The sequence below is a fragment of the Arthrobacter sp. MMS24-S77 genome, assembly GCF_054888235.1.
In genome coordinates this window covers 4,384,274-4,405,427 of record NZ_JBTZRN010000001.1, presented here as the reverse complement: position 1 = coordinate 4,405,427, position 21,154 = coordinate 4,384,274, and the positions used below count along the sequence as shown (strand labels likewise).

Sequence of the window (21,154 nt, the reverse complement as noted above, 5' to 3'; positions counted from 1 at the left end):
GGCCTTGTCGGACCGTTACTGGCGCCCTGCCTGAGACCACTAGTTCTGGCGCATCCAGGTGTCGGAGGCCTTGACCCAGGCCCCGTCCTTGAGCTGGACTGGCCACGCGGCCGTGTTGGAGCCGTGCTTGTCGCCGGGGCCGAAGACGTACGGGGTGCCGACCATGGGGTTTTCAATCGGCTTCATGGCGAGTAGCGCATCCGTGACGGACTGGCGTGTGATGTCACCCTTGATGCCCTTGAGGACCTCGATGAAGTAGGTTGCGGCCAGGTAGCCACCTTGGGCGAAGGAGGTCAGCGGAATGTTGTTCTTTTCCATCAGGGCCCGCCAGTCCTTGTTGGCGGCTTCGTTCGGGTCGGTGAACGGTGCGAACTCCGCCGGAACGTACACGCCCTTGCCTGCGCTGCCCGCGGCCTTGGCGAACTCGCTGGTGTAGGTGGACGTCAGGAACAGCCACGTCACATCGGTGAGACCCTGGGCTTCCGCGGCTTTCAGCAGGCCGATCGCGTCCGGCTCAATGGCGTTGATGAAGACCGCTTTGCAACCGGAGTTCTTTGCCTTGATCACCTGGGGCGTGAAATCAGGACTGCCCAAGGGAACACTGTCGTCCAGGAATTTCAGGCTCTTGCCGGTCTTCTTGGACCAATTGTCGATGGCCGCCTTGTAGGCAGGGCCCGTGCTGCCTGCAATTTCCAGGAACCCGCAGATGTCCGTAAGGCCCAGCTTCTCAGAGCCGTACGTCAGGGTCATTTCGGTATCGAGGAACGGGCCGACGTTGACGGGCGAGACCGCCGGGCTGGAGAAACATGCAGGGTCCACGCCGGTTCCCTGCAGGGAGAGGATCTTGTTCTGCTGGTAGTACTTGGCGTTGACATCGCAGTCCAGCAGGCTGGCCGAGCCGACCATGGCAACGGCTTTCTTGGACTCAACGATGTCCCGGGCAGATTGGGAGGCGGTGGCGGGATCGCCCTTGTCGTCTGTGATGACGTAATTGATCTTCTTGCCGTTGATGCCGCCCGAAGCGTTGACGGCATCGAAGACGGCCTTGGACGCAGCCGATGCCTCGGGGAACGTGGCTCCGCCGCTCAGCGCATTGACCGAGCCTACGACGATGGCGTCTCCGCTCGCTCCGGCCGCGGCCGCTTTGGTGCTGTTGGTGTCCTCGCCGCAGGCTGTCATCAGCAGAGCGCTGGCCACGGCGATGGCACCGATTTTCGTCAGCTTGGAAATCATGAAGGCTCTCAATTCTCTCGGAGCGGCAATGCAAGTGGACATCGGCACTGTGGGATAGATCACTTCGGCGCGACGGTATGGTCCAGCGTAAATTGGCCCCGCGCTGGGGACTTGTCTGCGAGCGAACGCCACTTGTCCAAATCGGCACAGCTAACGCTCCTGCAGATCTTCCGGCCGAACTGCCGACCCTCGCTCACCTTTGGCGGGTTTTTCCCAAACGCTCGCTCACCTTTGGCGGATACGCGAAACCCTCCTTCACATGATGTGAAGGAGGGTTTCCGGATTTGGCCCTTTATGTGAGCGAGCGTCGGTGGAACGGCCCCTAAAGGTGAGCGAGCGTGGGGTGGGGCCGCCGCTATAGGTGAGCGGGGGTCCTAGCGCGAGGCGGCCTCGACGGCGGTCGTTTCGGTTTCGGCCATGGCCTTCCACTCGGCCACGCGGGCCTGGTGCAGCGGCGACTTCCGGACCAAGGCGTAGGCCACGGCAAGGATGGCGAACCAGATCGGCGTCACAAGCAGGGCCGTGAGGGTGTCCGGCTGTGTTGTCAGTGCCCAGACCAGGAAAGCGAAGAACGCGAAGACCACCCACACCATCAAGATGCCCCCGGGCATCTTGAACGTGGATGCCTCGTGCAGGTGGGGCCGACGCTTCCGGAAAACGAGGTAGCTGGCCAGGATGATGGACCAGACGAACATGAAGCAGACGGCGGACACGGTGGTGACCATATCAAAGGCTGCTCCGATGTCCTTCCCCGCGTAGAGCAGCGCGACGCCGGCCAGCAGCAGCACGCAGGACAGGAACAGGGCGTTCTGGGGAACCTTGCGGCTGGACAGGCGTCCGAATACCTTTGGGGCATCGCCGTCGTTCGCCAGGCCGAAAACCATGCGCGACGTCGAGTAGATGCCGGAGTTGGCCGAGGACATGGCAGAGGTCAGGACCACCAGGTTCACCACGGTGGCCGCGATGCCCAGGCCGGCCAAGGAGAACATGGCGATGAAGGGGCTGTGGCCGGCCTTGAACTCAGTCCAAGGGATGACGGACATCAGGATGATCAGCGCGCCGACGTAGAACAGCATGACCCGGACCGGGATGGCGTTGATGGCGCGTGGCAGGTTGTGCTCCGGGTTCTTGGTCTCGGCCGCGGCGGTGCCCACCAGTTCGATGCCCACGAACGCGAAGACCGCGATCTGGAAGCCCGCGACGAAGCCCATGAACTCCTTCGGGAAGAAACCGCCGTGGCTCCAGAGGTTGGTGAAGCTCGCGGCTCCCGCGTCGGAGGTGAAACCGGTGGAGATCATCACGATACCCACGATGATCAAAGCGGCGATCGCGATGATCTTGATGAGGGCGAACCAGAATTCGGTCTCGCCGAAGGCCTTCACCGTGGGGAGGTTCAGGAGGAGCAGGATGGCGATGGTCGCCAATCCCGGGATCCAAAGGGGGACGCCCGGCCAGAGCTCATTGGCGTAGCCCGCGATGGCGATGACGTCGGCCACTCCGGTTACTACCCAGCAGAACCAGTAGGTCCAGCCGGTAAAAAAGCCTGCCCACGGGCCGAGGAGGTCACCCGCGAAGTCGCTGAAGGACTTGTAGTTCAGGTTGGACAGCAGGAGCTGGCCCATGGCGCGCATGACGAAGAACAGCATGAAGCCGATGATCATGTACACGAAGATCACGGAGGGGCCGGCCACGGAAATGGTCTTTCCGGAGCCCATGAACAGGCCGGTGCCGATGGCGCCGCCGATGGCGAGCAATTGGATGTGGCGGTTGCTCAAGGAGCGCGCCAGGTGCGGCTCGCTGTCTTTGCTGGAGGCAGTGCGTTGCCCCGTTGTTGTCTGGTCAGACATATCTGCATCCTTCGGGTGATTCGCCGCAATGGTGACGTGGCTAACAAATCTGCTAGTCCAAAGTAACTCGAACCATCCAAGAAATTGTGATTGAACGTTTCACTCGAAATTCATGCAACAAGCCTCGGGCTGTGTCAGGCTAGTGTTATGAGTCACGCAAATCCAGGAGTGAAGCCGTTGTTGAGCATGGTTCTGGACGAAGGGGTCTTTACGCTCCGCCGGGCCCACTGGGAGGACCTCCCGGCAATTCTGAGACTGCTCGCAGCGGATCAATTGGGCAGCTCCCGCGAAAACGCCGAGGACGTCGGCCCGTATTTGCAGGCGTTCCAACAGATCAACGAGGATCCCGCCCAGTTGTTGGTGGTGGGCCACTTGAATGGGGCCTGCGTGGCGACCTTCCAGCTGAGCTTCATCCCGGGCTTGGCGCGGAAGGGCTCGCTCCGCTGCCAGATCGAGGCTGTGCGGGTCGCAGCCGAGTTGCGGGACCATGGCGTGGGTGCCGCAATGATGCAATGGGCCATCGAGGAGGCCAAGAGCCGTGGTTGCACCATGGTCCAGCTCACCAGCGACAAGTCGCGCAAGGACGCCCATCGCTTCTATGAACGGCTGGGCTTCGTCGCCAGTCACGAGGGAATGAAGCTGGCGCTGTAGCCGGGAATTCCGACGGGGGCCCTGGCAATGGGATGCGCCTCCCTTGATATTTAGGTTACCTAACTGTTAGGATACCTAAATATGAACACCAATCCAGCTGACGACGCGCTGCTCGCCCTCGCCCAATCATTCCGGGAAGCCTTGCGGCAGAGCGTCTATGTGATGCGTCGCCTCGATTCCGAGGAGCAACTCAGCTCGGCCCAGCTTGGCGTCCTCAAGATGGCGCTCGACGGCGGTGCCCGCGTCGGGGGAATCGCGCGGAACCTTGGGGTCAAGGTCCCCAGCGCCACGGAGCAGATCATCAAGCTTGAGCGCGCGGGCCTGGTCAAACGCGAAGCAGATCCGGACGACTCCCGCGCCGTCCGCGTCGCCGCGACTCCAGCGGGGCGTGCCGCCGTCGAGAACGCGGACCGCCGGCGCAATGAATTCATCGCAGGGATCCTCGGGACCCTGAGCCAAGCCGAGCGCGACGCCGTCGAGGCCGCCCTTCCGGTGTTCGACAAGATCAACAACTCAGTCCAGAACTAAAACCAGCCGAAACTAGGAGAGCAGTCCATGAAAGGCCAGCTTGCAGATCAACTGCAGCCAGCGGAAGAAACCCTCGAGGCCGAGAAGGCCTCGTTCCTCAAACAGCCCAAAGCTGTGTGGGCCACGGCGATTGCCGCCGTCTTCGCCTTCATGGGTATCGGCCTGGTGGACCCGATCCTGCCGGCCATCGCCAAAAACCTCCAGGCCAGCCCCAGTCAAGTGTCGTTGCTCTTCACTAGCTACTTCCTGGTGACCGCAGTCGCGATGCTCGTAACGGGATTCGTCTCTTCGCGGATCGGTGGCAAGAAGACCCTCATGATCGGCCTGGCCCTGATTGTCGTGTTCGCCTCGCTGTCAGGCATGTCCGGCAGCGTAGGTGAGCTGGTCGGGTTCCGAGCTGGTTGGGGACTCGGTAACGCCCTCTTCGTGGCCACCGCGCTTGCCGTGATTGTCGGCGTCGCCAGCGGCGGAACCGGAACGGCGATCATTCTCTACGAAGCCGCCCTTGGCCTGGGCATTTCCCTCGGCCCGTTGCTCGGCGCGCTTCTCGGCGGCTGGCAGTGGCGCGCACCGTTCTTCGGTACGGCGGTCCTCATGGCCGTTTCCTTCATCGCCTTGCTGGCCCTGTTGCCCAAGACCCCGACGCCGGCCACAAAGGCCCGTTTGCGTGACCCGCTCCTTGCCCTGGGCCACAAGGGCCTGCGCACCACCGCGGCCAGCGCCCTGTTCTACAACTACGGCTTCTTCACGATCCTGGCCTTCACGCCCTTCATCCTCGGAATGGACGCCTACGGTATCGGTGCCGTGTTCTTCGGTTGGGGTGTGGCCGTGGCCGTGTTCTCGGTCTTCGTGGCACCCGTGCTGCAGCGGCGCTTCGGCACCACCAACGTCCTGGTCGGCACCCTCGGAGCTCTCCTTCTGGACCTCGCCGGCCTGGGACTGGCCGCGGGGCACTCGGTGACCGCCGTCGTCGTGCTGGTCATTGTGGCCGGAGCCCTGCTGGGCATCAACAACACGCTCTACACCGAACTGGCCATGGAAGTCTCCGATTCTCCGCGCCCAGTGGCCTCGGCCGGTTACAACTTTGTGCGCTGGATGGGCGGGGCGCTGGCCCCGTTTGTCGCGGCACAGCTGGGCGAGCACTTCGGCCCGCAGGTCCCGTTCTTCGCCGCTGCCGTTGCCCTCGCGTTCGCGATCCTGGTAGCCGTGGGCGGCCGCCGGTTCCTGAAGTCGCACGAACCGCACCTCGTGTAGGAGGGCCCAACTAACTAGCAGTTGTTGTCGTTATGAAGCTTCAAAACGACAACAAATGCGAGTTACTTGGGCGCAATCGCCAGCTCTGCGGGATTGGAGCCCTTCGGGACGAACAAGGTGTCCGCCTGTTCAAGGGACATGCCGTTCGTCTCAGGCACCTTGAACATGACGAAGAAGAACGACGCCGCGGCGAAGAGCGCGTACATGCCGTAAGTCAGCGGCAGCGAACCGGCCGCCATGATGGGGAAGCTCAAGGTGATGGCGAAGTTGGCGATCCACTGGGCCGCGGCGGCCAGGCCGAGCGCGCGGGCGCGGATGCGCGAGGGGAAGATCTCTCCCAGGAGCACCCACACCAACGGTCCCCACGAAGCGCCGAAGCTCACCACGAACACGTTGGCAGCCACCAGGGCCACCGGACCCCAGGCGCCGGTCAACGACACCGAAGAACCCGTCCCAGTGGCGGAAGAAAAGGCCAGCGCCATGGCACCCAGGGACACGGCCATGCCGATGGAGCCCGCCAGCAGGATGGGCCGGCGGCCGATGCGGTCTACCAGTGCGATGGCCACGAGGGTGACCAGGATGTTGGTGATGGAGGTTGCCACGGAGATGGCCAGGGAGTCTTGCTCGTGGAAGCCGACTGCCTTCCAGAGGGTGGTGGAGTAGTAGAAGATCACGTTGATGCCCACGAATTGCTGCAGCACCGACAGGATGATGCCGATCCACACCACGGGTTGAAGGCCAAACGCTTTGCCACGTAGCGAGCCCTTTGTGGTGGAGAGCTTGTCCTGCTGGATGGAGTCGCGGATTTCGCGAATGTGGCGTTCGGTATCGTCACCGGGCATCAGGGTGTCGAAGATTGTGCGTGCGGTGTCTTCCTTGCCGTTGAGGACCAGGAAATGTGGGGATTCCGGCAGTCGGAAGGCAATCAGGCCGTAGACCGCTGCCGGTACGGCGCACGCGATGAACATCCAGCGCCAGGCCTCAATTCCCAGCCACAGCGCGTGATGGGCGCTCCCTGCGGACGTTGCCAAGACGGCATCGGACAGCAGGGCCGCGAAAATACCGGTGGTGATCGCCAACTGCTGCAGCGACGCGAGCCGACCACGGACCTGGCGCGGCGAGATTTCCGAGATATAGGCGGGAGCGATCACCGACGCGAGGCCGATGCCCAGGCCGCCAACCAGGCGCCAGAAAACCAAGTCCCAGATGCTGAAAGCCAAACCCGTCCCGATGGAGCTGACCAGGAAAAGGGCCGCACCAAGTTTCATGGCCGGGATGCGGCCGTAGCGGTCGGCAACCTTGCCCGCAAGATAGGCCCCGGCTGCACAGCCGAGCAAAGCGACCGCCACAGCGAAGCCCGTGACGGCTTCGCTCAACATGAATTCGTCCTTCATGGCATCCACGGCGCCGTTGACCACGGAAGAGTCGAAGCCGAAGAGGAAACCGCCCACGGCCCCGGCGACGGCCAAGCCAATGACCTTGCGTGGGACGCCCGAATGGGTGTCGGAGCTGGAAATGGGCATGGCTCTCCCTTGAGGAAAATTGGTGGATTGTGCGGCGCGGTCGTCGTCGGCAGCTGGTTCCGACGGGGACGCCGGTGCACTCGCGCTACACAGTGTGGCACGCTGCCAGCGTGACTTCCAGTCAGTGACGCGCGCCGCCGTCGGGCAGGCCCCTCGACGCCGGGGGCGCCGCCGTACGTGTCACGCCACGCAAACTTTCGCGCCGCCGTCGGGCACTCCCACGCGCGAACGCTGGAAACGGAAACGGAAACGGCAGGCAGTCCACAAGACTGCCTGCCGTGACGCGGTCCGCTGACTAGCGGAGGCTAGTGAGCCGAGACCGACTCTTTCGCTGCCGCTGTCGGGTCCGTCAGCTTTTTGTTCGGCAAGGCGAAGCTGATCAGGAATGCAATTCCCGTCAGCGCCGCCGCGGTGAGCATGACGGCGTCGATCGACTGGGCGAAGCCCTCGGTGATGGGCCGGGTGAGCACCGGGTTGGCGTGGTGCAGCCAGCTGGTGTCGTTCAGGGAATCGTTGCTGGCACCGTTCTTGAAGAAGTCGTACAGCTTGGCGTTGGCGGGGTCGGCGGCAACCGCGGGATCCTTGAGCACCTTCAGGTAGTCCGCGTTCCCAATGGCGTCCTTCATGCCCGAGGCGATCTTGTCGGCCGCCAAGCTGAAGAGCATCGAGATGAACACCGCGGTACCCACGGCGCCGCCCATGGAACGGAAGAACGCGGCGGTTGACGTGCCCACGCCCATGTCCTTCGGCGGCACGGAAACCTGCATGGCGAGGGTGAGCGGCTGCATGCAGAAGCCCAGGCCCATGCCGAAGAACACGGCGATCAGGCCGGGAACCCACAGCCCGGTATCAACGCCAAGTGAAAGGCCCATGACAATCGCGGCGGCGGTGAGGATGGCCGTGCCGAGGATGGGGAATATCCGGAAAACGCCCGACGCCGAGATGGTCCGTCCCGCCGTAATGGAACCGAAGAGGATGCCCACTGTGAAGGTGATCATCATGAGGCCGGCCTCGGTGGGAGTGAGCCCCTTGACCAACTGCAAGTACATCGGGAGCATCGCGATGGCACCGAACATGCCGATACCGATGATGAAGTTCAGTAGGGAGGACAAGCCGAAGGTGATGTTCTTGAAGAGTCGCAGGGGAATCAGCGCGTAATCGCCGGCGCGCCTCTCAACCAGCAGGAACGCGACGATGCCCACGATGCCCAGGCCGTAGCAGATCCATGAGTTGACGGAGGTCCAGCCCCAGCTGCGGCCCTGTTCGGCCACGAGGAGCAGCGGAACGATTGCCAACGTGATGGCGGCCGCTCCCCAGTAGTCGATCTTCTGCTTGACGTGCTTTGCGGGCAGGTGCAGATAAAGGAACACCACGGCCAAAGCGGCCAGGCCTATGGGCAGGTTGATGAAGAAGACCCAGCGCCAACCGTCGAAGCCGAGGATGTTGGACGTACCGGCGAACGCACCGCCGATGACGGGGCCGAGCACCGAGGAAACGCCAAAGACGGACATGAAGTAGCCCTGGTACTTTGCGCGGTCCTTGAGGGCAACGATGTCGCCGATGATGGTCAGGGCGAGGGCCAGCAGACCACCGGCGCCCATGCCCTGGATGCCGCGGGCAATGGCGAGCTCGGTCATGGAGTGCACCGAACCGGCGTACAAGGAGCCGGCCAGGAAGATCAGGATCGCGGCCAGGTAGAGCGGGCGGCGCCCGAAGATGTCGCTGAGCTTGCCGTACAGCGGAGTGCTTACCGTGGACGTGATGAGGTACGCCGTGGTGGCCCATGCCTGCAAGGACAGGCCATCGAGGTCATTGGCGATCGTGTAAATGGACGTGGACACGATGGTCTGATCCAGGGAGGACAGGAACATGCCGAGCATGAGGCCCACCATGACGGTGAGCGTCTGACGGTGTGTCAGGACCTCACCGGCGGCCCGGACGGGCGTGGCTTTGGACATTGCTTCTCCAAGGGTGGAAGAAAAGGGGACTAAGCAGGATAGTTGCTTTCAGTAACTATCCTAATCGCTCCTGTATTCCCTGTCTTACCCGAACGGTGAGAAAATTGTCACCGCTCCACGAATTGTCACCGCTCCACAAGAACCCCGTCGGGATCGCAGTAGATCACGTTGCCGGGTTCGATGTGCACGCCGTCAATCACCAAGGGGATGTCCACTTCTCCGCGGCCCACTTTGGAGCTCTTCTTGGGATTGCTTCCCAGGGCCTTGACGCCTAAAGGCAGCTTCGCGATCGCCACGCGATCGCGGATGGCGCCGTTGATGACGACGCCGGCCCAACCGTTCGCTACTGCGCTCTCCGCGATCATGTCCCCCATGAGGGCTGTGCGCAGCGAGCCGTAGCCATCCACCACCAGCACGGCCCCTTCGCCGGGAGTTGCCAGAATGGTCTTTACCAGGGCATTGTCCTCGAAGCACTTGATGGTGCGCACGGGGCCACTGAAGTGCGAGGCGCCGCCGAGGTCCTGGAACTGCAGTGATATTGACTCAACATCTTCGCCGCGCTCGTCGTAAAGATCGGCGGTGTTGATGGGGTTCGCTGGCATGTTCATCGTTGATCCTCCTCGGTCCGTTGGAGTTACCCTAACGCGTGCGGACTCGCCCTAGCGCGTCCGGGACGGTGCCTTTATCCACATAGGCGCCTTCATGACGGCCGATCAGACTCCTCCGGCGCTAGGCTGAATCCACACGTCAAGCTGCTAGGGGAGCACCATTATGAGCCTGCCCGATCTGCCCGGTTCACTGCCTGAAAGACCGGCGACGGATCCTGGCCGCGATCCTGCGCGAACACAAGGCCCGACGACGGCGCTCGCCGAGCCCGTTGAACGCGTCCGTTCCCTGTGGGTCACCGGAGTGGTGCTCGTCAATGTGGGCATCAACGCCGCCTTCTTCGGCCCTCTCCAGGTTTTGCTAGGGCAGCAGGCCATCCACTTCGATGAGGGCCAGAAGGAAGCCATCCTTGCGCTCGTTACGGGATGTGGTGCTGCGGTGTCGATGGTCGCGAATCCCCTCTTCGGTGCGTTCAGCGACCGCACCACGTCCCGCTTCGGACGGCGCGTCCCTTGGGTGCTCTTCGGTGCCATCCTGGGTACCGCCGCATTGCTTGCCCTAGCGGGAGCTCCCAATGTGGCGGTCATGACTATTCTGTGGTGCCTAGTCCAGGCCGGCTGTAATGGAGCCTATGCGGCCATCACAGCGGCTATTCCGGATCAAGTGCCGGTGCCCCAACGCGGCGCGGTCGGTGGCCTTGCGGCCATGGGCCAGACCGTGGGCATTCTCGCGGGTGCTGTGATCGCTTCCGTAGTTTCGGGGAACTTTGCCCTCGGCTACATCGTGTGTGCTGCCGCGCTGCTGGCCGGCGTCGTGCTCTATCTTTTCAAGAGTGGCGACGTGCCTCTCGTTCCGGAGGCCAGGCCACCGTTCAAACTCTGGACATTCGTCAAGGGATTTTGGATCTCGCCCGTCAAATACCCGGACTTCGCGTGGGCCTGGTTGACGCGCCTGCTGGTCAATATCGGCAACCACATGGTCACGTTGTACTTGCTGTTCTTCCTCAAGGATGCCGTGCATCTCGAGGAGACCCAGGGCCTCAAGCCTGAGTTCGGGGTCCTCATCCTGACAGGCCTCTATGCCGTCATGGTGATCATCACCAGTGTGGTGGGCGGTGCCATCAGCGACCGCATGGGCAAACGCAAACCTCTGGTGATTGTTTCCTCCATCGTCATTTCGATCGCAAGCCTGATCCTCGCGTTCGAACCCACGTGGACAGGGGCCGTTGCGGGTGCCGTGGTGCTCGGCGTGGGCTTCGGTGCGTACCTCGCGGTCGACTTCGCGCTCATTACCCAGGTGCTCCCGACTGCGCTGGACCGGGGCCGGGACCTCGGGGTTATCAACGTGGCCAATTCTTTGCCGCAGGTGATTGCGCCGGCGATTGCCTCCGTTTTCGTTGTGTTCTGGGGTGGGTACGTCTCGCTGTATGTGGCCGCAGCTGTCATTGGCTTGCTGGGAGCGGTATTCGTGGTGAAGATCAAGGGCGTCCTGTAGGCCTGGGAATCCGTTCTCAGGGAACTGACAACTTGCTGCCGTATCATTGTCAGGACGCGCTCGGTCTATGGGGGGCCGCGCAATCTCCCCGAACGAAGCCCAAACCAACAGAACGCCGGAAATGTCCGAACCGAACTCCTTGGAACCGTATTCGCTGGATCTGGCCGCGGGGTTGCCCCAAATGGCGGCTGCTCCCACCACGCCGAGACAGCAACTGCGCTACGCCCGGATACTGAAGACTGCCGCAGGATTCGCCCAGCGGCAGTTCGATACCGTGAGCCTTTCGGACGTATCCACCAGGGCCCACGTTCCGCTGGGGACGCTCTACCGCTACTTTCCGTCCACGGTCCATCTGATGCTCGCGGTTTACCGACAGCAGCTCCGGGAACTCAACGACGCCAAGCCGGCGTCTTCGCGGTGCAGCCAGCAGGAGCTCACCGGGCTCGGGATGGAGATTTTCCATATGCGGGTCATGCAGCCCGCCGTCGAACACTGCCTTTCCCGCACGTGGGATACCCGCGATGGTGACATCCCCGTGCTCTTGCGCGACATCGAAATGCTCTCCGCCGAGATGGTCGCGGCGGCGATCGGCGACGCCGGGAGGGCGCGGATTCTGTTGCACGTGATCAGTGGTCTGGTCCAGTCGGTCAACTGCCGTAGGATCTCACTTTTCGATGCAGAGAAGGACCTGAAGAACGCCTGCAAGTTGATTGCGGAGGCGTAGCTTTTCGTCGGAATCGACGTAATTGGTCTAGACCACTACGACCAAAAGTATGTGTTTATGGCTGGATGTCTCTAGTCTTCCTATCAAGCACCTGTCTACGAAGCCAGGAGCTAAGCGGCTAGCAGCCCATATCCGCAGGAGTTTCACAGCAGGACCACCACCCTTGGTCCGGCACCGAAGCCTCTACACCTGCCCGAATTGTGCCGTGGGTTCACGGCTAGCCTGAGGAGACAACGACGTGTCCGTCGAGACCATCAACCCTGAACAGAACCTGACTGCCCTGGCGCTGAGCGAAGAGGAAATCTTCACCGCCCACGTGGGCGGCAAGCTCTCCGTTTCCAGCACCGTGCCGCTCTTGAACAAGCGTGATCTTTCCATTGCCTACACTCCTGGCGTCGCTGAGGTGAGCAGGGCGATCCACGCCAATCCGGAGCTTGCCCGGACCCACACCTGGGCCGAGCGCCTCGTGGTGGTCGTCAGCGATGGCACCGCGGTCCTGGGTCTTGGCAACATCGGCCCCAGCGCCTCGCTCCCTGTCATGGAAGGAAAGTCCGCGCTCTTCAAGGCCTTCGGCGATCTCGACTCCATCCCCTTGGTCCTCAACACCACCAACGTGGACGAAATCATCGAGACCCTGGTCCGTCTGCGCCCAAGCTTCGGTGCCGTGAACCTCGAAGACATCTCCGCACCCCGCTGCTTCGAACTCGAAGAGCGTCTCATCGAAGCCCTCGACTGCCCCGTCATGCACGATGACCAGCACGGCACCGCCGTCGTTGTTCTCGCGGCCCTGACGAACGCCGCCAAGGTGACCGGCCGTGAACTTGAAGGACTGAAGGTTGTGGTTTCCGGTGCGGGTGCCGCAGGGATCGCCGTGTCCGAGATCCTGCTGACCGCGGGCGTCAAGGATGTCGTCCTGATGGATTCCAAGGGCATCATCAACGCCGAGCGGGCCGATCTGGTGGCGGATTCGGGCAGTGTCAAGGCCCGCTTCGCCCAGCGGACCAACCCCCGCGGCCTTTCCGGCGGACCCGCCGAAGCCCTCGCAGGCGCCGACGTGTTCGTCGGCGTTTCCTCGTCCAAGCTGGCCGAGGAACACCTGAAGCTCATGAACCCGGATTCGATCGTGTTCGCTCTGTCCAACCCGGATCCGGAAGTCCTGCCCGAGGTTGCCGTCAAGTACGCGGCTGTCGTGGCTACGGGCCGTAGCGACTTCCCGAACCAGATCAACAACGTCCTGGCGTTCCCCGGGATCTTCCGCGGAGCTTTGGACGCCGGCGCGCGCCGGATCACCCCGGCCATGAAGATCGCCGCGGCCCGCGCCATCGCCGCGCTCGCCGAGGAAGAGCTCGCTGCTGACTACATCGTGCCCAGCCCGCTGGATCCCCGCGTTGCGCCTGCGGTCACGGCGGCCGTTGCCGCAGCGGCTGAATAATCCCGCGCGTTCAGCCCGAATAGCCGACGACGGCGACGCTCCCGTGCTGGGGATCGTCGCCGTCGTTCTTTTGTTTACGAAATTTTTCGCAGGGGCTACGGTCCGCGTTGCTGCGCGAGCGTTAGGGCTTTTGGCCGGATATGTGAGCGAGGGTTGGGGATTGGACCCGGATATGTGAGCGAGGGTTTGCCTCGACAAACCCTCGCTCACTTTTAGCGCCCTTTTGACAAACCCTCGCTCACTTTTGACGGCGTTTTCGCCGACGAACGCAGGCTTCTCGGCTAGGCACCCACGGCGCAGCGCGACGGCCGCCCCGATGGGGACGGCCGCCGTCGTGCAACTGCAGGTGCTGCAGAGTCAGGGTGCGCTACATGGCGCGGCCCTTCATCTCCTCTCTGGCATCGCGCCCAAGCCACAGGCCAAGGGCGACCATGGCAACGCCGAGAACCAGGTGCAGCCAGTTGTCCGCCGAGTTCATTGGCACGAAATCAGCGCTCATATTAGAGCTGGTGATGAGGCCGTAGATCCAAAGGACGAGGTAGATTGCGCCGCCACCGATGAGGTAACCGCGCGCCATCCTTCCAGTCCTCGCGAAGTACAGGCCCGCCGCGCCGAACAGCAGATGGACAATGTTGTGTAGGACGGATACTTGGAAGATTCCGAGTAGCATGGCGCCCGAATCATGTCCTGCAAAGGTCATGGCGCCGTAGTTGCTGGTGATGCCCGGGATAAATCCCAAGACGCCAACAGCCAGGAAAACCCAGCCCAAACCCAGTGCTGTGTTGTGCAGCGTCAGCCCCATCACGTGGTGGTGCTGCGCGGGGTGTGAAGCAGTGGTCATAGCTCCTCCCGATCACGATTTCCATCGGCCCTTCAAATGGAGGGCCGTATCGCGGCAAGGAGTCGGAACCCTGCCGACGGGGATATCATACTCCCGAAAACCCCGGAAATAGAGGGGAGGGCGTGGGACATAGCGCAGCTAGCATGGTTCTGTGATTCCCAATTCTGCGCTGCATTATCCTGCGACGGCAGGGCAACCGTGAGTGAGCCATCGGTTCCCGGCACCCGGGGAGCGATTTTCGGCGACACCAGGGACATCACGCCCTTCCGGAATGGACATGTCCGCACCTCGGTGAGTGGATTGACTGAGGGCTTGAGCGGCGCGATCGCGGGTGTCCTGAAAGGGAAGGCCGCCGGCCGGATTGACGTCGACGGGGACGTGCCCAAGCTCAAGCGGATGGCGGGCAAGACTGCCAAATCTGTGTACGACGCCATTTTCACCAGCACGGAACCGGACCGCCTCATCACCCTGGCCCGCGCCTACCCCGGCTGGGCCGGCTTATGCTACGTGATTGCCGGGCTGCTTGCGTACAAGCACGGTGGATATCTGCGCGCGTCGGAACTGTTGCAACGGGGCCTCTCCATACGGATCGACGACGCCGCCAGCCAGTTCTCCGCCACTTACCTTGGCAGGGTGGTCACTCGGGTCGAGGTTGCGGAACGGATTGACGTTTCCGTCCTCTTTAGCGAGGAATCGGTGTACCTTGCCCTCTCGCATTGTTTTCGGGAGACTGGCCAGACGGTGGAAGCCCTCGACATCCTGGCCAGCCTGCCGCCGTCGTTGCCCTCCGCCTTGGCCCGCTGCACCGCAGCGGCGGCACTTGAGCGGCACACCGACGTCGTCGGGTGGACGAACGGGCTCCGTAACGCGGACGACCTCTCGGCGGCGCTCTTGCTGATACGGGCGCAGTCACTCCGGGCGTTGGGGGAGCGGGCGGCGGCCCAGGCCGCACTCGCCGAGGTACTGCGCAGGAAGAAGACCAGCCTTGCTTTGCGCAATGACGCGCTTACGGACCGGGCTCTTTCGATGCTAGAGATCAGGCGGAAGCCCAACCTGCGGCCGCTTGTCGTTAAGCGGGTTCGGGGCACCAAGCCGGAAGGGACTGAGCTTGAGGCTGTCGACGGGATCCGCAGGGACGTCGAGGTGCGCCGGTTGTGGAACAAGGACTTCGACGAGCCGGGCGGTTGAGGCCGAGGCCACGTCACCGCAAGAGCGGAAGCAACTGCTCGCCGAGCAAGACCGCCCCGAGCCCCACCATAATGATGCCGCTGCTGAGGGTCACCACGCGTGCGGCGGAAGGCCGGGACTGCAGCAGCTTTCGCGAAGTCATCGCCACCGCCGTGTAGATGATGCCTACGAACAACACGAAGGTGAGGCCGAGCACGCCTGACTGCACCGGCACCGGCAACGACGCTTCCGGGCTCACGAACTGCGGCACCAGGGCGAGGAAGAACAGCAGGCCCTTGGGATTGATGCCGCTGGTGCCCATTCCTTGCAGGAAGGTGCGCAACTGGTTTCGGGACTGCCCGACGGCGTCATCCGCGCTGAAGCTTGCGCCGCGCCACGAGCGGATGGTGCTCGCGCCGAGCCAGAGCAAGTAGGCTGCGCCCGCGATCGTCAGCCAGCCGAGAAGCCCCGGAACGCCCGTCAAAAGGGCCGCGAGTCCGGCCACCAGGAGGGCCGTGTGCAGCACGTAACCGCTGCACAGGCCGGCTACGGCGGGGAGGAAACTGCGCTGCCGCAGGCCTGCTGCAATTGAATATGCCCAATCGACGCCCGGGGTGCACGCCAAAGTGACGGCGACAATGACGAAGGCGATGAAAAGTTGGGGATTCATGGTGGCTCCTGGCTGGCGGTTACACCATGAACTTTATGGAAAATCGGCCCATAAGTGTTCCCATTTTTAGCCAGACTTGCCGTCATTTCGGTAAGATATTTGCGTGATTGACGGAATAGATAGAACTATTTTGCGCCACCTCAAAGAGGATGGCCGAATGACTGCCACCGCGCTCGCCGCCAAGGTGGGATTGACCGTGGCTCCTTGCCATCGCAGGCTGCGGGATCTCGAGGCTTCCGGCGTCATTCGCGGCTACAGGGCAGACATCGATCCGGGTGCGATTGGCTTGGGATTCGAGGCGATAGTCTTTGTGACCCTCCGTCAGGCTGACCGCGCCACGATGTCGGAGTTCGAAGACCGGGTGGCGGCCATTCCGAATATCGTCGAGGCCCAGCGACTCTTCGGCTCGCCGGACTACCTCCTCCGCGTGATCGCCGCCGATCTCCCGGCCTACCAGCGCTTCTACGACGACCAGCTCTCGGCACTTCCCGCCGTCGAGCGCCTCAATTCGACGTTGGTGATGAAGAACCTGAAGCCGAACGCGGGGCCGCCGGTCTGAGTTCGGTTAAATGTCGTAGCCTCCTGGCAGCGTGTTTCCATGGAAGCGATCGGATACTTTGACACCCGGCCGGGCCTTGCGGACCGTGGGTATTTCGGGGTGTCCCGCAATGCCCGCGGTCCGCGCTTGGCCGGGCTTCCGGGCGGGCTGGCGTTGGTGGATCCGCGCGATCGGGGCGGTCGGCAGGCCGCTCTGGGCGGGGCCGTGGCGGCAGTGAGGTCGTTGGCCGAAAAGGCGGCCGCCGACGTCGGGCGGCCGGGTTTCCAGGAGGCTGTCGCGTTCGCGTCCGGAGTGGAGGAACTCTCCCGGACCCTGGATTATCTCCAACTGCTCGCCGCGTCGGGGCTGGACTGGGCCCGGGACGATGGGGCCCGGAACGATGAACCCGACGCCCGGCAGGGCTGGACAACAGGATGGACAACGGGCTGGGCCGCTGAAGCGGAGACGACCCCCGGCTTGGGGTGGACGTCCGGGGCCCCGGCAGCCCACTCGGACGGGCAGGGTGGTGCCTCCGGCCCGGTGCAGGCCGGTGCGTCTTCTTCCATGGGAACGGGGAGGGTTCGTGGCGGGGAGTTCAGGTCCACGGTCGAGCATCTGCGTTCGTTGTTGCGCATCAGTGCCGTCGAGGCCAGGCGCCGGCTCGCCGCGGCTCAGGAGCTGCTACCGGGCCGCGGCCTCACCGGACAAACGGTCCCTCCCCGGCACGGGGAAACCGCCGCGGCGCTGGCGTCCGGGGTGATCGGATCCCGTTCGGCCGGGATCATCACGATGGCCGTGGGGAAGGTGCGTCCGCTGTGCGGCCCGGAGAAGGCCGCGGAGATGGAACACGCCCTGGCCCGCACCGCGGAGGAAAACGATCAGGATTTCCTGGCCAGGGTTGCCCGGCGCTGGGTCGAGGCGATCGACCAGGACGGCCCGGAACCGTCCGAAGAATCCCTCCGCCACCATCAAGGGGCGTTCCTGCGCCGTCCCAAGCACGGACTGGCGCATGTGGAGATCTTCGCCACCACCGAGCAATACGAACACCTGCTCACGGTCATGAACACCGCCGCGAACCCCCGCACCCGCACACGTCGGGGCACAGTTCCTGGCTGCGTGGAACCCTCCGGCGACCCGTCCGGCGATTCGTTCGGCGGGGCGTCGGACATTGCTGCGCCGCTGGACACTGCTGCGCCGCTGGAGGGGCGTTCGAGGGCGCAGAAGCTCCTGGACGGTTTGATCGGCGCCTGCAGGCTCGCCCTGGCCACGGGGTCCCTGCCCGCCGCGGGCGGCCACCGCCCGCAGATCCTGGCCACCATCGACCACCGCGAACTCTTCCCCCAATACGGCCGGGATCCGCAGCCCGGGCAGCCTTCACCCACCGGGCAACCTTCACCGTCGGGGCAAGCTTCGCCGTCGAGCCAGCCTGCCCTGTTCAACCGCCCCCGGCGGGGCAGGGGCACCGGGTCCTTCACGTTCACCGGGCCGGTCCCGGCGGCCACGTTGCGCAAACTCGCCTGCGACGCGGACATCATCCCCGTGGTCCTCGGCGGAGAAGGCCAGGTGCTGGACATCGGACGGGCCTCAAGGATCTTCCCCGCCCACATCCGCAAAGCCATCACAGCGCGGGACAAGGGCTGCGCTTTCCCCGGGTGCACCATGCCGGCACCGTGGTGCGAGGCCCACCACATCGAGTACTGGTCCCGCGGCGGACCCACCAGCGCCGCCAACGGGACGTTGCTCTGCAGCCATCACCATCACCTGATCCACAAGGAAGACTGGCTCATCCAGGTCCGCAACCAGATCCCTTGGTTCATCCCGCCACCCCACACCGATCCGGACCGGAAACCCCGAAGAAACCACTACTTCCAGACATGACCCCGAAACGGGCCGTGTCTTGCCTGTCGGGAGTGCGCAACGCCGGAGACGGGTGCCGATGTCAGTTTCAGGAGTCGCTGCACAAATGCCAGAAGCCATCAGCACAGCAGAACCGCCTGCATGAACTTGGAGCCGCGGAGGCCGCACCCAGTGGGCCTAGCTCAGGCAGCCGCCCAGACAAGGACGGGAATTCTATCCCCTAGATTCCCTGAGTTCGGGCGGCCCCCGCAACAGGGATGGCTGCCCTCATCGCTCAATCTCATAACCCGAGACTTCCGGAGCCAGCCAGGAACGCACGCGCTTCGATTGGCGCTCCTTCTTCGCCCTACTGCCGCTCACGGCATCACGATATCCGCGGTCTATGCCCGGTCTGGGATCGGCATACGGGCACCCCAAAACAGGGTAACTGCGGCGAAACGGTGCGCCCATGGTGAGGGAAGAGCGACCCGTGCGATAGTTGCGGAGTGAAACGGGTTGCAGGCGGGGTCCTCGGCGCGGTCATTGTCGTCGCGCTCGTTGCAGCGGGGGTTCGGGTCTGGGACGTCCATCAGATGACCTCTGACTGGGCGCTCTGGCCAAAGGAAGTGCCGTCGAAAGTCCAGTTCGCCAATCGTGACTACCAATGCGGGGCAAACCCGATGCCAAACACGCACTCTCTCGACGGATTGACCAAGCAAGGAAGGACCGCAGGCGGAGCTGACATCTACTCAGCCGCGCCAGGAACACAAAGCGGCGCAGCGACTTGGATCGTAATCATGACGGGCCAAGCCACCTACACCTGCGATCTCATGGGCGGCCCGTAGCCGCAACTGAGCAAATCCGAACATGTCAGGTGAAGGATCCTTCAACGGACGTGATCTGTGGCGGCGAAGTGCCTGTGGGCTCCTCGCTGGAGTGCCGCCCAGCCGGCTACTCATGCGAGGAGCTACTGCTATTTTTCCACGGTGGGGATTCCGAGCCTGGCGCAGATTTCGGGTCCTCCGGGGACGACGGCGACGGTGTTGTCGACGACGCACTCGGTCAGTAACGGAATGTAGTGGCCGATTGCCTTGATGCCTGGATCTGGCCAGAGGGGTTTGCCGTTCTGGTCCTTGCCTGCCCCTTCAGGGAGGGGACGGCCATCCGGAGGCCCGTAGGGAGGATCCACGAAACCGGCGGGGATGAGGTCATTGGTGAGTCCGTCTGGGTTCATTTGTCCCATATCTCTCTCCGGTCTGAGTCTGTTCCGTTGCCGCCACGCCTCCAGGAAGGTGATCGAGACGAGTTCCTCGGCGTCGTGCCAGGAGCCGCAGCGGGACAGGCAGTACCGGAAGACCGCATCGGCGTGCCTGTTGAACAGCACCCCGAATGCATCGGCGTCGCCCGCGACGCACTCACGCCACAGGTCTTTGTCGGTTTCCCCCATTAGCCTCATGCCTTGTCGTGTCCGCAGGACCCTAAAAGGTTCCCGATCTGCCAAAGAGTTTTCGAGCCCGCGGGTGCTCCCGAGCCTGTGGCTCGCACAACGGCATCTTTGGACCCCACGTCAAGCTACCAACGGCACTGACGCAAAAGGCCGGCGTCCGGTAAGGATCCCCCTGCGGGACACGATGGCAGCTCTTGCAATTACGATTTGTTCATGAGCGGCGAGGAAATTGAGAGCGTGAGACTGGTGTTTCTCCGGGATCAGGTTGGCTTGCTGCCCAGCGAACAATATCCGGATGTCGCGGCAAATTTGCTTGTCGTTGGCTACGATTCCCCGGCGCTCCGGGAATTGGCTGGTTACCCACCAAATGATCCGCGGGGAGCCAGAGACTTATGGATCCAAACCAGGAAGGAATTGGGGAAGCCATTTGAGGACGACGGCGTTGCCCGCCGCATCTTGGTTAGAAGCTGGCTGAGTGAAATTGTTGGCGGCACTTTGGCGCCGCGCACCGGTGTGGGTCTGGTCTTCGGGAAGGGTTGGCTGGTGCTGGGGCAGCCCACGGAACTGGATCATTTGGTTGCTCTCATGGATGACTGGGACGACATGCCGCAAAAACGGGACGTCATTGGCGCCCAGATCATGGACGCTGCCCGCCAAGCACTGACTGTGTGGTAGACCGTCTGCAACTGTTCCTAGCTTCCTCTGCAGCCCACTTGTCGACGGCACTGTGACCCACGGACCCCGCTAAGGGATCCCTCACCGGACAGGGGAGAACTCGACTAATCTTCGAGGATCCGATCGTCCCTGTGTGCGCCGTAGAACTCCGACTGTCGACGCATGAGCTCGTCCATGGACGTTCCTCGGTCGACGCCGTAGACCGTGCCCACGAAGTCGAGTTCGCGCTGTACCGCCCAGATGTCGTCGTGTCTGTCCGGGGGCAAGATGCGCGCAGGGGTGCCGACCGCGATCCAGGCGATCGGCACGATCTCGCCCGGCGCGATCGTGGTGTTGACTTGGACCACACCGTGGATGCGGATCTCGGCACCTGCACCGATCCGGCTTCCGGGGAACAGGGCAGCGCCCGTTGCGATGAAGGCCCCGTTTTCGATCACGCTGCCGTTCACGTGAGCGTTGGGCCCGACCATCACTGAAGATCCCACCAGTGCGGGATGACCATCACGGCCTCGAATAAGGGCGTGTTCCATTGCCACGGTGTTCTCGCCGATGCGGACCCGACCGTCTTCAGCGGTCAGGACGGCGCCGTGCAGCACCCGGGCGCCAGCCCCGATGTGGACGTCTCCGACAACGACGGCCGATGGTGCGACGTAGGCGGACGGGTCCACTGATGGTTCCACACCGCGATGACTCAACAACATGGCTAGCCCTCCAATCGGGGACAGTCTAG

20 protein-coding genes are annotated in these 21,154 nt (G+C 63.3%); 11 read left to right on the top strand and 9 right to left on the bottom strand.

Features of this window, described 5'->3' with window-relative positions; translation table 11 throughout:
* Positions 1 to 39: 39 nt before the first annotated feature.
* Both ACX5I4_RS20360 and ACX5I4_RS20355 read right to left on the bottom strand, forming a co-directional pair.
* Positions 40 to 1,233: an ABC transporter substrate-binding protein gene (locus ACX5I4_RS20360; RefSeq protein ID WP_461838266.1), complete on the bottom strand. Its 1,194-nt coding sequence runs from the start codon at positions 1,231 to 1,233 to the stop codon at positions 40 to 42.
* Positions 1,234 to 1,607: 374 nt separating this feature from the next.
* Positions 1,608 to 3,080 carry an amino acid permease gene (locus ACX5I4_RS20355; RefSeq protein WP_461838265.1) on the bottom strand — a complete coding sequence of 491 codons (1,473 nt, stop codon included), beginning with the start codon at positions 3,078 to 3,080 and terminating at the stop codon, positions 1,608 to 1,610.
* Between the two features lie 147 nt (positions 3,081 to 3,227).
* Between ACX5I4_RS20355 and ACX5I4_RS20350 the strand changes: the two genes are divergently transcribed.
* The 3 genes from ACX5I4_RS20350 (at position 3,228) to ACX5I4_RS20340 (ending at position 5,513) form a co-directional block, all read left to right on the top strand.
* On the top strand, positions 3,228 to 3,731 hold the full coding sequence (locus tag ACX5I4_RS20350) for a GNAT family N-acetyltransferase (protein WP_461838264.1): 504 nt from the start codon (positions 3,228 to 3,230) through the stop codon (positions 3,729 to 3,731).
* A gap of 81 nt (positions 3,732 to 3,812) precedes the next feature.
* The gene (locus ACX5I4_RS20345; RefSeq protein ID WP_461838263.1) at positions 3,813 to 4,259 is read left to right on the top strand and encodes a MarR family winged helix-turn-helix transcriptional regulator; all 447 of its coding nucleotides are present in this window, start codon (positions 3,813 to 3,815) and stop codon (positions 4,257 to 4,259) included.
* Positions 4,260 to 4,286: 27 nt separating this feature from the next.
* On the top strand, positions 4,287 to 5,513 hold the full coding sequence (locus tag ACX5I4_RS20340; protein WP_461838262.1) for an MFS transporter: 1,227 nt from the start codon (positions 4,287 to 4,289) through the stop codon (positions 5,511 to 5,513).
* Positions 5,514 to 5,575: 62 nt separating this feature from the next.
* Here the strand turns inward: ACX5I4_RS20340 and ACX5I4_RS20335 are convergent, their stop codons facing one another.
* From ACX5I4_RS20335 to rraA, 3 genes are all read right to left on the bottom strand, one after another.
* The gene (locus tag ACX5I4_RS20335) at positions 5,576 to 7,036 is read right to left on the bottom strand and encodes a sugar porter family MFS transporter (RefSeq protein WP_461838261.1); all 1,461 of its coding nucleotides are present in this window, start codon (positions 7,034 to 7,036) and stop codon (positions 5,576 to 5,578) included.
* Between the two features lie 305 nt (positions 7,037 to 7,341).
* A complete protein-coding gene (locus tag ACX5I4_RS20330) occupies positions 7,342 to 8,994 on the bottom strand; it encodes an MDR family MFS transporter (RefSeq protein ID WP_461838260.1) in 1,653 nt (550 codons plus the stop codon).
* A 125-nt stretch (positions 8,995 to 9,119) separates the two neighbouring features.
* Entirely contained in the window at positions 9,120 to 9,596 is a 477-nt protein-coding gene (rraA, locus tag ACX5I4_RS20325; RefSeq protein WP_461838779.1) for a ribonuclease E activity regulator RraA, read from the bottom strand.
* Positions 9,597 to 9,765: 169 nt separating this feature from the next.
* On the opposite strand from rraA, the gene ACX5I4_RS20320 reads away from it, so the two are divergent.
* From ACX5I4_RS20320 to ACX5I4_RS20310, 3 genes are all read left to right on the top strand, one after another.
* Positions 9,766 to 11,094 carry an MFS transporter gene (locus ACX5I4_RS20320; protein WP_461838259.1) on the top strand — a complete coding sequence of 443 codons (1,329 nt, stop codon included), beginning with the start codon at positions 9,766 to 9,768 and terminating at the stop codon, positions 11,092 to 11,094.
* Between the two features lie 121 nt (positions 11,095 to 11,215).
* Positions 11,216 to 11,818 carry a TetR/AcrR family transcriptional regulator gene (locus tag ACX5I4_RS20315; RefSeq protein ID WP_461838258.1) on the top strand — a complete coding sequence of 201 codons (603 nt, stop codon included), beginning with the start codon at positions 11,216 to 11,218 and terminating at the stop codon, positions 11,816 to 11,818.
* A 238-nt stretch (positions 11,819 to 12,056) separates the two neighbouring features.
* Positions 12,057 to 13,250 (top strand): NAD(P)-dependent malic enzyme, encoded by a 1,194-nt coding sequence (locus ACX5I4_RS20310; protein WP_461838257.1) that lies wholly within the window; start codon positions 12,057 to 12,059, stop codon positions 13,248 to 13,250.
* A gap of 367 nt (positions 13,251 to 13,617) precedes the next feature.
* Here ACX5I4_RS20310 and ACX5I4_RS20305 read toward each other — a convergent pair whose 3' ends face one another.
* Positions 13,618 to 14,091, bottom strand: coding sequence for a DUF4383 domain-containing protein (locus ACX5I4_RS20305; protein WP_461838256.1), 474 nt, complete (start codon positions 14,089 to 14,091; stop codon positions 13,618 to 13,620).
* Between the two features lie 198 nt (positions 14,092 to 14,289).
* On the opposite strand from ACX5I4_RS20305, the gene ACX5I4_RS20300 reads away from it, so the two are divergent.
* Positions 14,290 to 15,279, top strand: coding sequence for a hypothetical protein (locus tag ACX5I4_RS20300; RefSeq protein WP_461838255.1), 990 nt, complete (start codon positions 14,290 to 14,292; stop codon positions 15,277 to 15,279).
* Positions 15,280 to 15,292: 13 nt separating this feature from the next.
* Here the strand turns inward: ACX5I4_RS20300 and ACX5I4_RS20295 are convergent, their stop codons facing one another.
* On the bottom strand, positions 15,293 to 15,928 hold the full coding sequence (locus tag ACX5I4_RS20295) for a LysE family translocator (protein ID WP_461838254.1): 636 nt from the start codon (positions 15,926 to 15,928) through the stop codon (positions 15,293 to 15,295).
* Between the two features lie 103 nt (positions 15,929 to 16,031).
* Between ACX5I4_RS20295 and ACX5I4_RS20290 the strand changes: the two genes are divergently transcribed.
* From ACX5I4_RS20290 to ACX5I4_RS20280, 3 genes are all read left to right on the top strand, one after another.
* A complete protein-coding gene (locus tag ACX5I4_RS20290) occupies positions 16,032 to 16,487 on the top strand; it encodes an Lrp/AsnC family transcriptional regulator (RefSeq protein ID WP_234751876.1) in 456 nt (151 codons plus the stop codon).
* A gap of 39 nt (positions 16,488 to 16,526) precedes the next feature.
* Positions 16,527 to 18,344, top strand: a complete 1,818-nt coding sequence (locus ACX5I4_RS20285; RefSeq protein ID WP_461838253.1) for an HNH endonuclease signature motif containing protein — start codon at positions 16,527 to 16,529, stop codon at positions 18,342 to 18,344.
* Between the two features lie 464 nt (positions 18,345 to 18,808).
* A complete protein-coding gene (locus ACX5I4_RS20280; protein ID WP_461838252.1) occupies positions 18,809 to 19,147 on the top strand; it encodes a hypothetical protein in 339 nt (112 codons plus the stop codon).
* A gap of 128 nt (positions 19,148 to 19,275) precedes the next feature.
* Here the strand turns inward: ACX5I4_RS20280 and ACX5I4_RS20275 are convergent, their stop codons facing one another.
* Complete coding sequence (locus ACX5I4_RS20275; protein ID WP_461838251.1) at positions 19,276 to 19,749, bottom strand: RNA polymerase sigma factor; 474 nt, start codon at positions 19,747 to 19,749, stop codon at positions 19,276 to 19,278.
* Positions 19,750 to 19,962: 213 nt separating this feature from the next.
* Here ACX5I4_RS20275 and ACX5I4_RS20270 point away from each other — a divergent pair, with 213 nt between their 5' ends.
* Positions 19,963 to 20,424, top strand: a complete 462-nt coding sequence (locus ACX5I4_RS20270) for a hypothetical protein (protein WP_461838250.1) — start codon at positions 19,963 to 19,965, stop codon at positions 20,422 to 20,424.
* Positions 20,425 to 20,528: 104 nt separating this feature from the next.
* Here the strand turns inward: ACX5I4_RS20270 and ACX5I4_RS20265 are convergent, their stop codons facing one another.
* Positions 20,529 to 21,092, bottom strand: coding sequence for a gamma carbonic anhydrase family protein (locus tag ACX5I4_RS20265; RefSeq protein ID WP_461838249.1), 564 nt, complete (start codon positions 21,090 to 21,092; stop codon positions 20,529 to 20,531).
* Positions 21,093 to 21,154: the final 62 nt, after the last annotated feature.

Bases quoted from the DNA above. Each gene is read 5' to 3' on its own strand.
- ACX5I4_RS20315 (WP_461838258.1), top strand. From the start codon at position 11,216: ATGTCCGAACCGAACTCCTTGGAACCGTATTCGCTGGATCTGGCCGCG.
- ACX5I4_RS20345 (WP_461838263.1), top strand. From the start codon at position 3,813: ATGAACACCAATCCAGCTGACGACGCGCTGCTCGCCCTCGCCCAATCA.
- ACX5I4_RS20320 (WP_461838259.1), top strand. From the start codon at position 9,766: ATGAGCCTGCCCGATCTGCCCGGTTCACTGCCTGAAAGACCGGCGACG.
- ACX5I4_RS20355 (WP_461838265.1), bottom strand. From the start codon at position 3,080: ATGTCTGACCAGACAACAACGGGGCAACGCACTGCCTCCAGCAAAGAC.
- ACX5I4_RS20340 (WP_461838262.1), top strand. From the start codon at position 4,287: ATGAAAGGCCAGCTTGCAGATCAACTGCAGCCAGCGGAAGAAACCCTC.
- ACX5I4_RS20305 (WP_461838256.1), bottom strand. From the start codon at position 14,091: ATGACCACTGCTTCACACCCCGCGCAGCACCACCACGTGATGGGGCTG.
- ACX5I4_RS20275 (WP_461838251.1), bottom strand. From the start codon at position 19,749: ATGGGGGAAACCGACAAAGACCTGTGGCGTGAGTGCGTCGCGGGCGAC.
- rraA (WP_461838779.1), bottom strand. From the start codon at position 9,596: ATGCCAGCGAACCCCATCAACACCGCCGATCTTTACGACGAGCGCGGC.
- ACX5I4_RS20335 (WP_461838261.1), bottom strand. From the start codon at position 7,036: ATGCCCATTTCCAGCTCCGACACCCATTCGGGCGTCCCACGCAAGGTC.
- ACX5I4_RS20295 (WP_461838254.1), bottom strand. From the start codon at position 15,928: ATGAATCCCCAACTTTTCATCGCCTTCGTCATTGTCGCCGTCACTTTG.
- ACX5I4_RS20350 (WP_461838264.1), top strand. From the start codon at position 3,228: ATGAGTCACGCAAATCCAGGAGTGAAGCCGTTGTTGAGCATGGTTCTG.
- ACX5I4_RS20330 (WP_461838260.1), bottom strand. From the start codon at position 8,994: ATGTCCAAAGCCACGCCCGTCCGGGCCGCCGGTGAGGTCCTGACACAC.
- ACX5I4_RS20270 (WP_461838250.1), top strand. From the start codon at position 19,963: ATGAGCGGCGAGGAAATTGAGAGCGTGAGACTGGTGTTTCTCCGGGAT.
- ACX5I4_RS20360 (WP_461838266.1), bottom strand. From the start codon at position 1,233: ATGATTTCCAAGCTGACGAAAATCGGTGCCATCGCCGTGGCCAGCGCT.
- ACX5I4_RS20285 (WP_461838253.1), top strand. From the start codon at position 16,527: ATGGAAGCGATCGGATACTTTGACACCCGGCCGGGCCTTGCGGACCGT.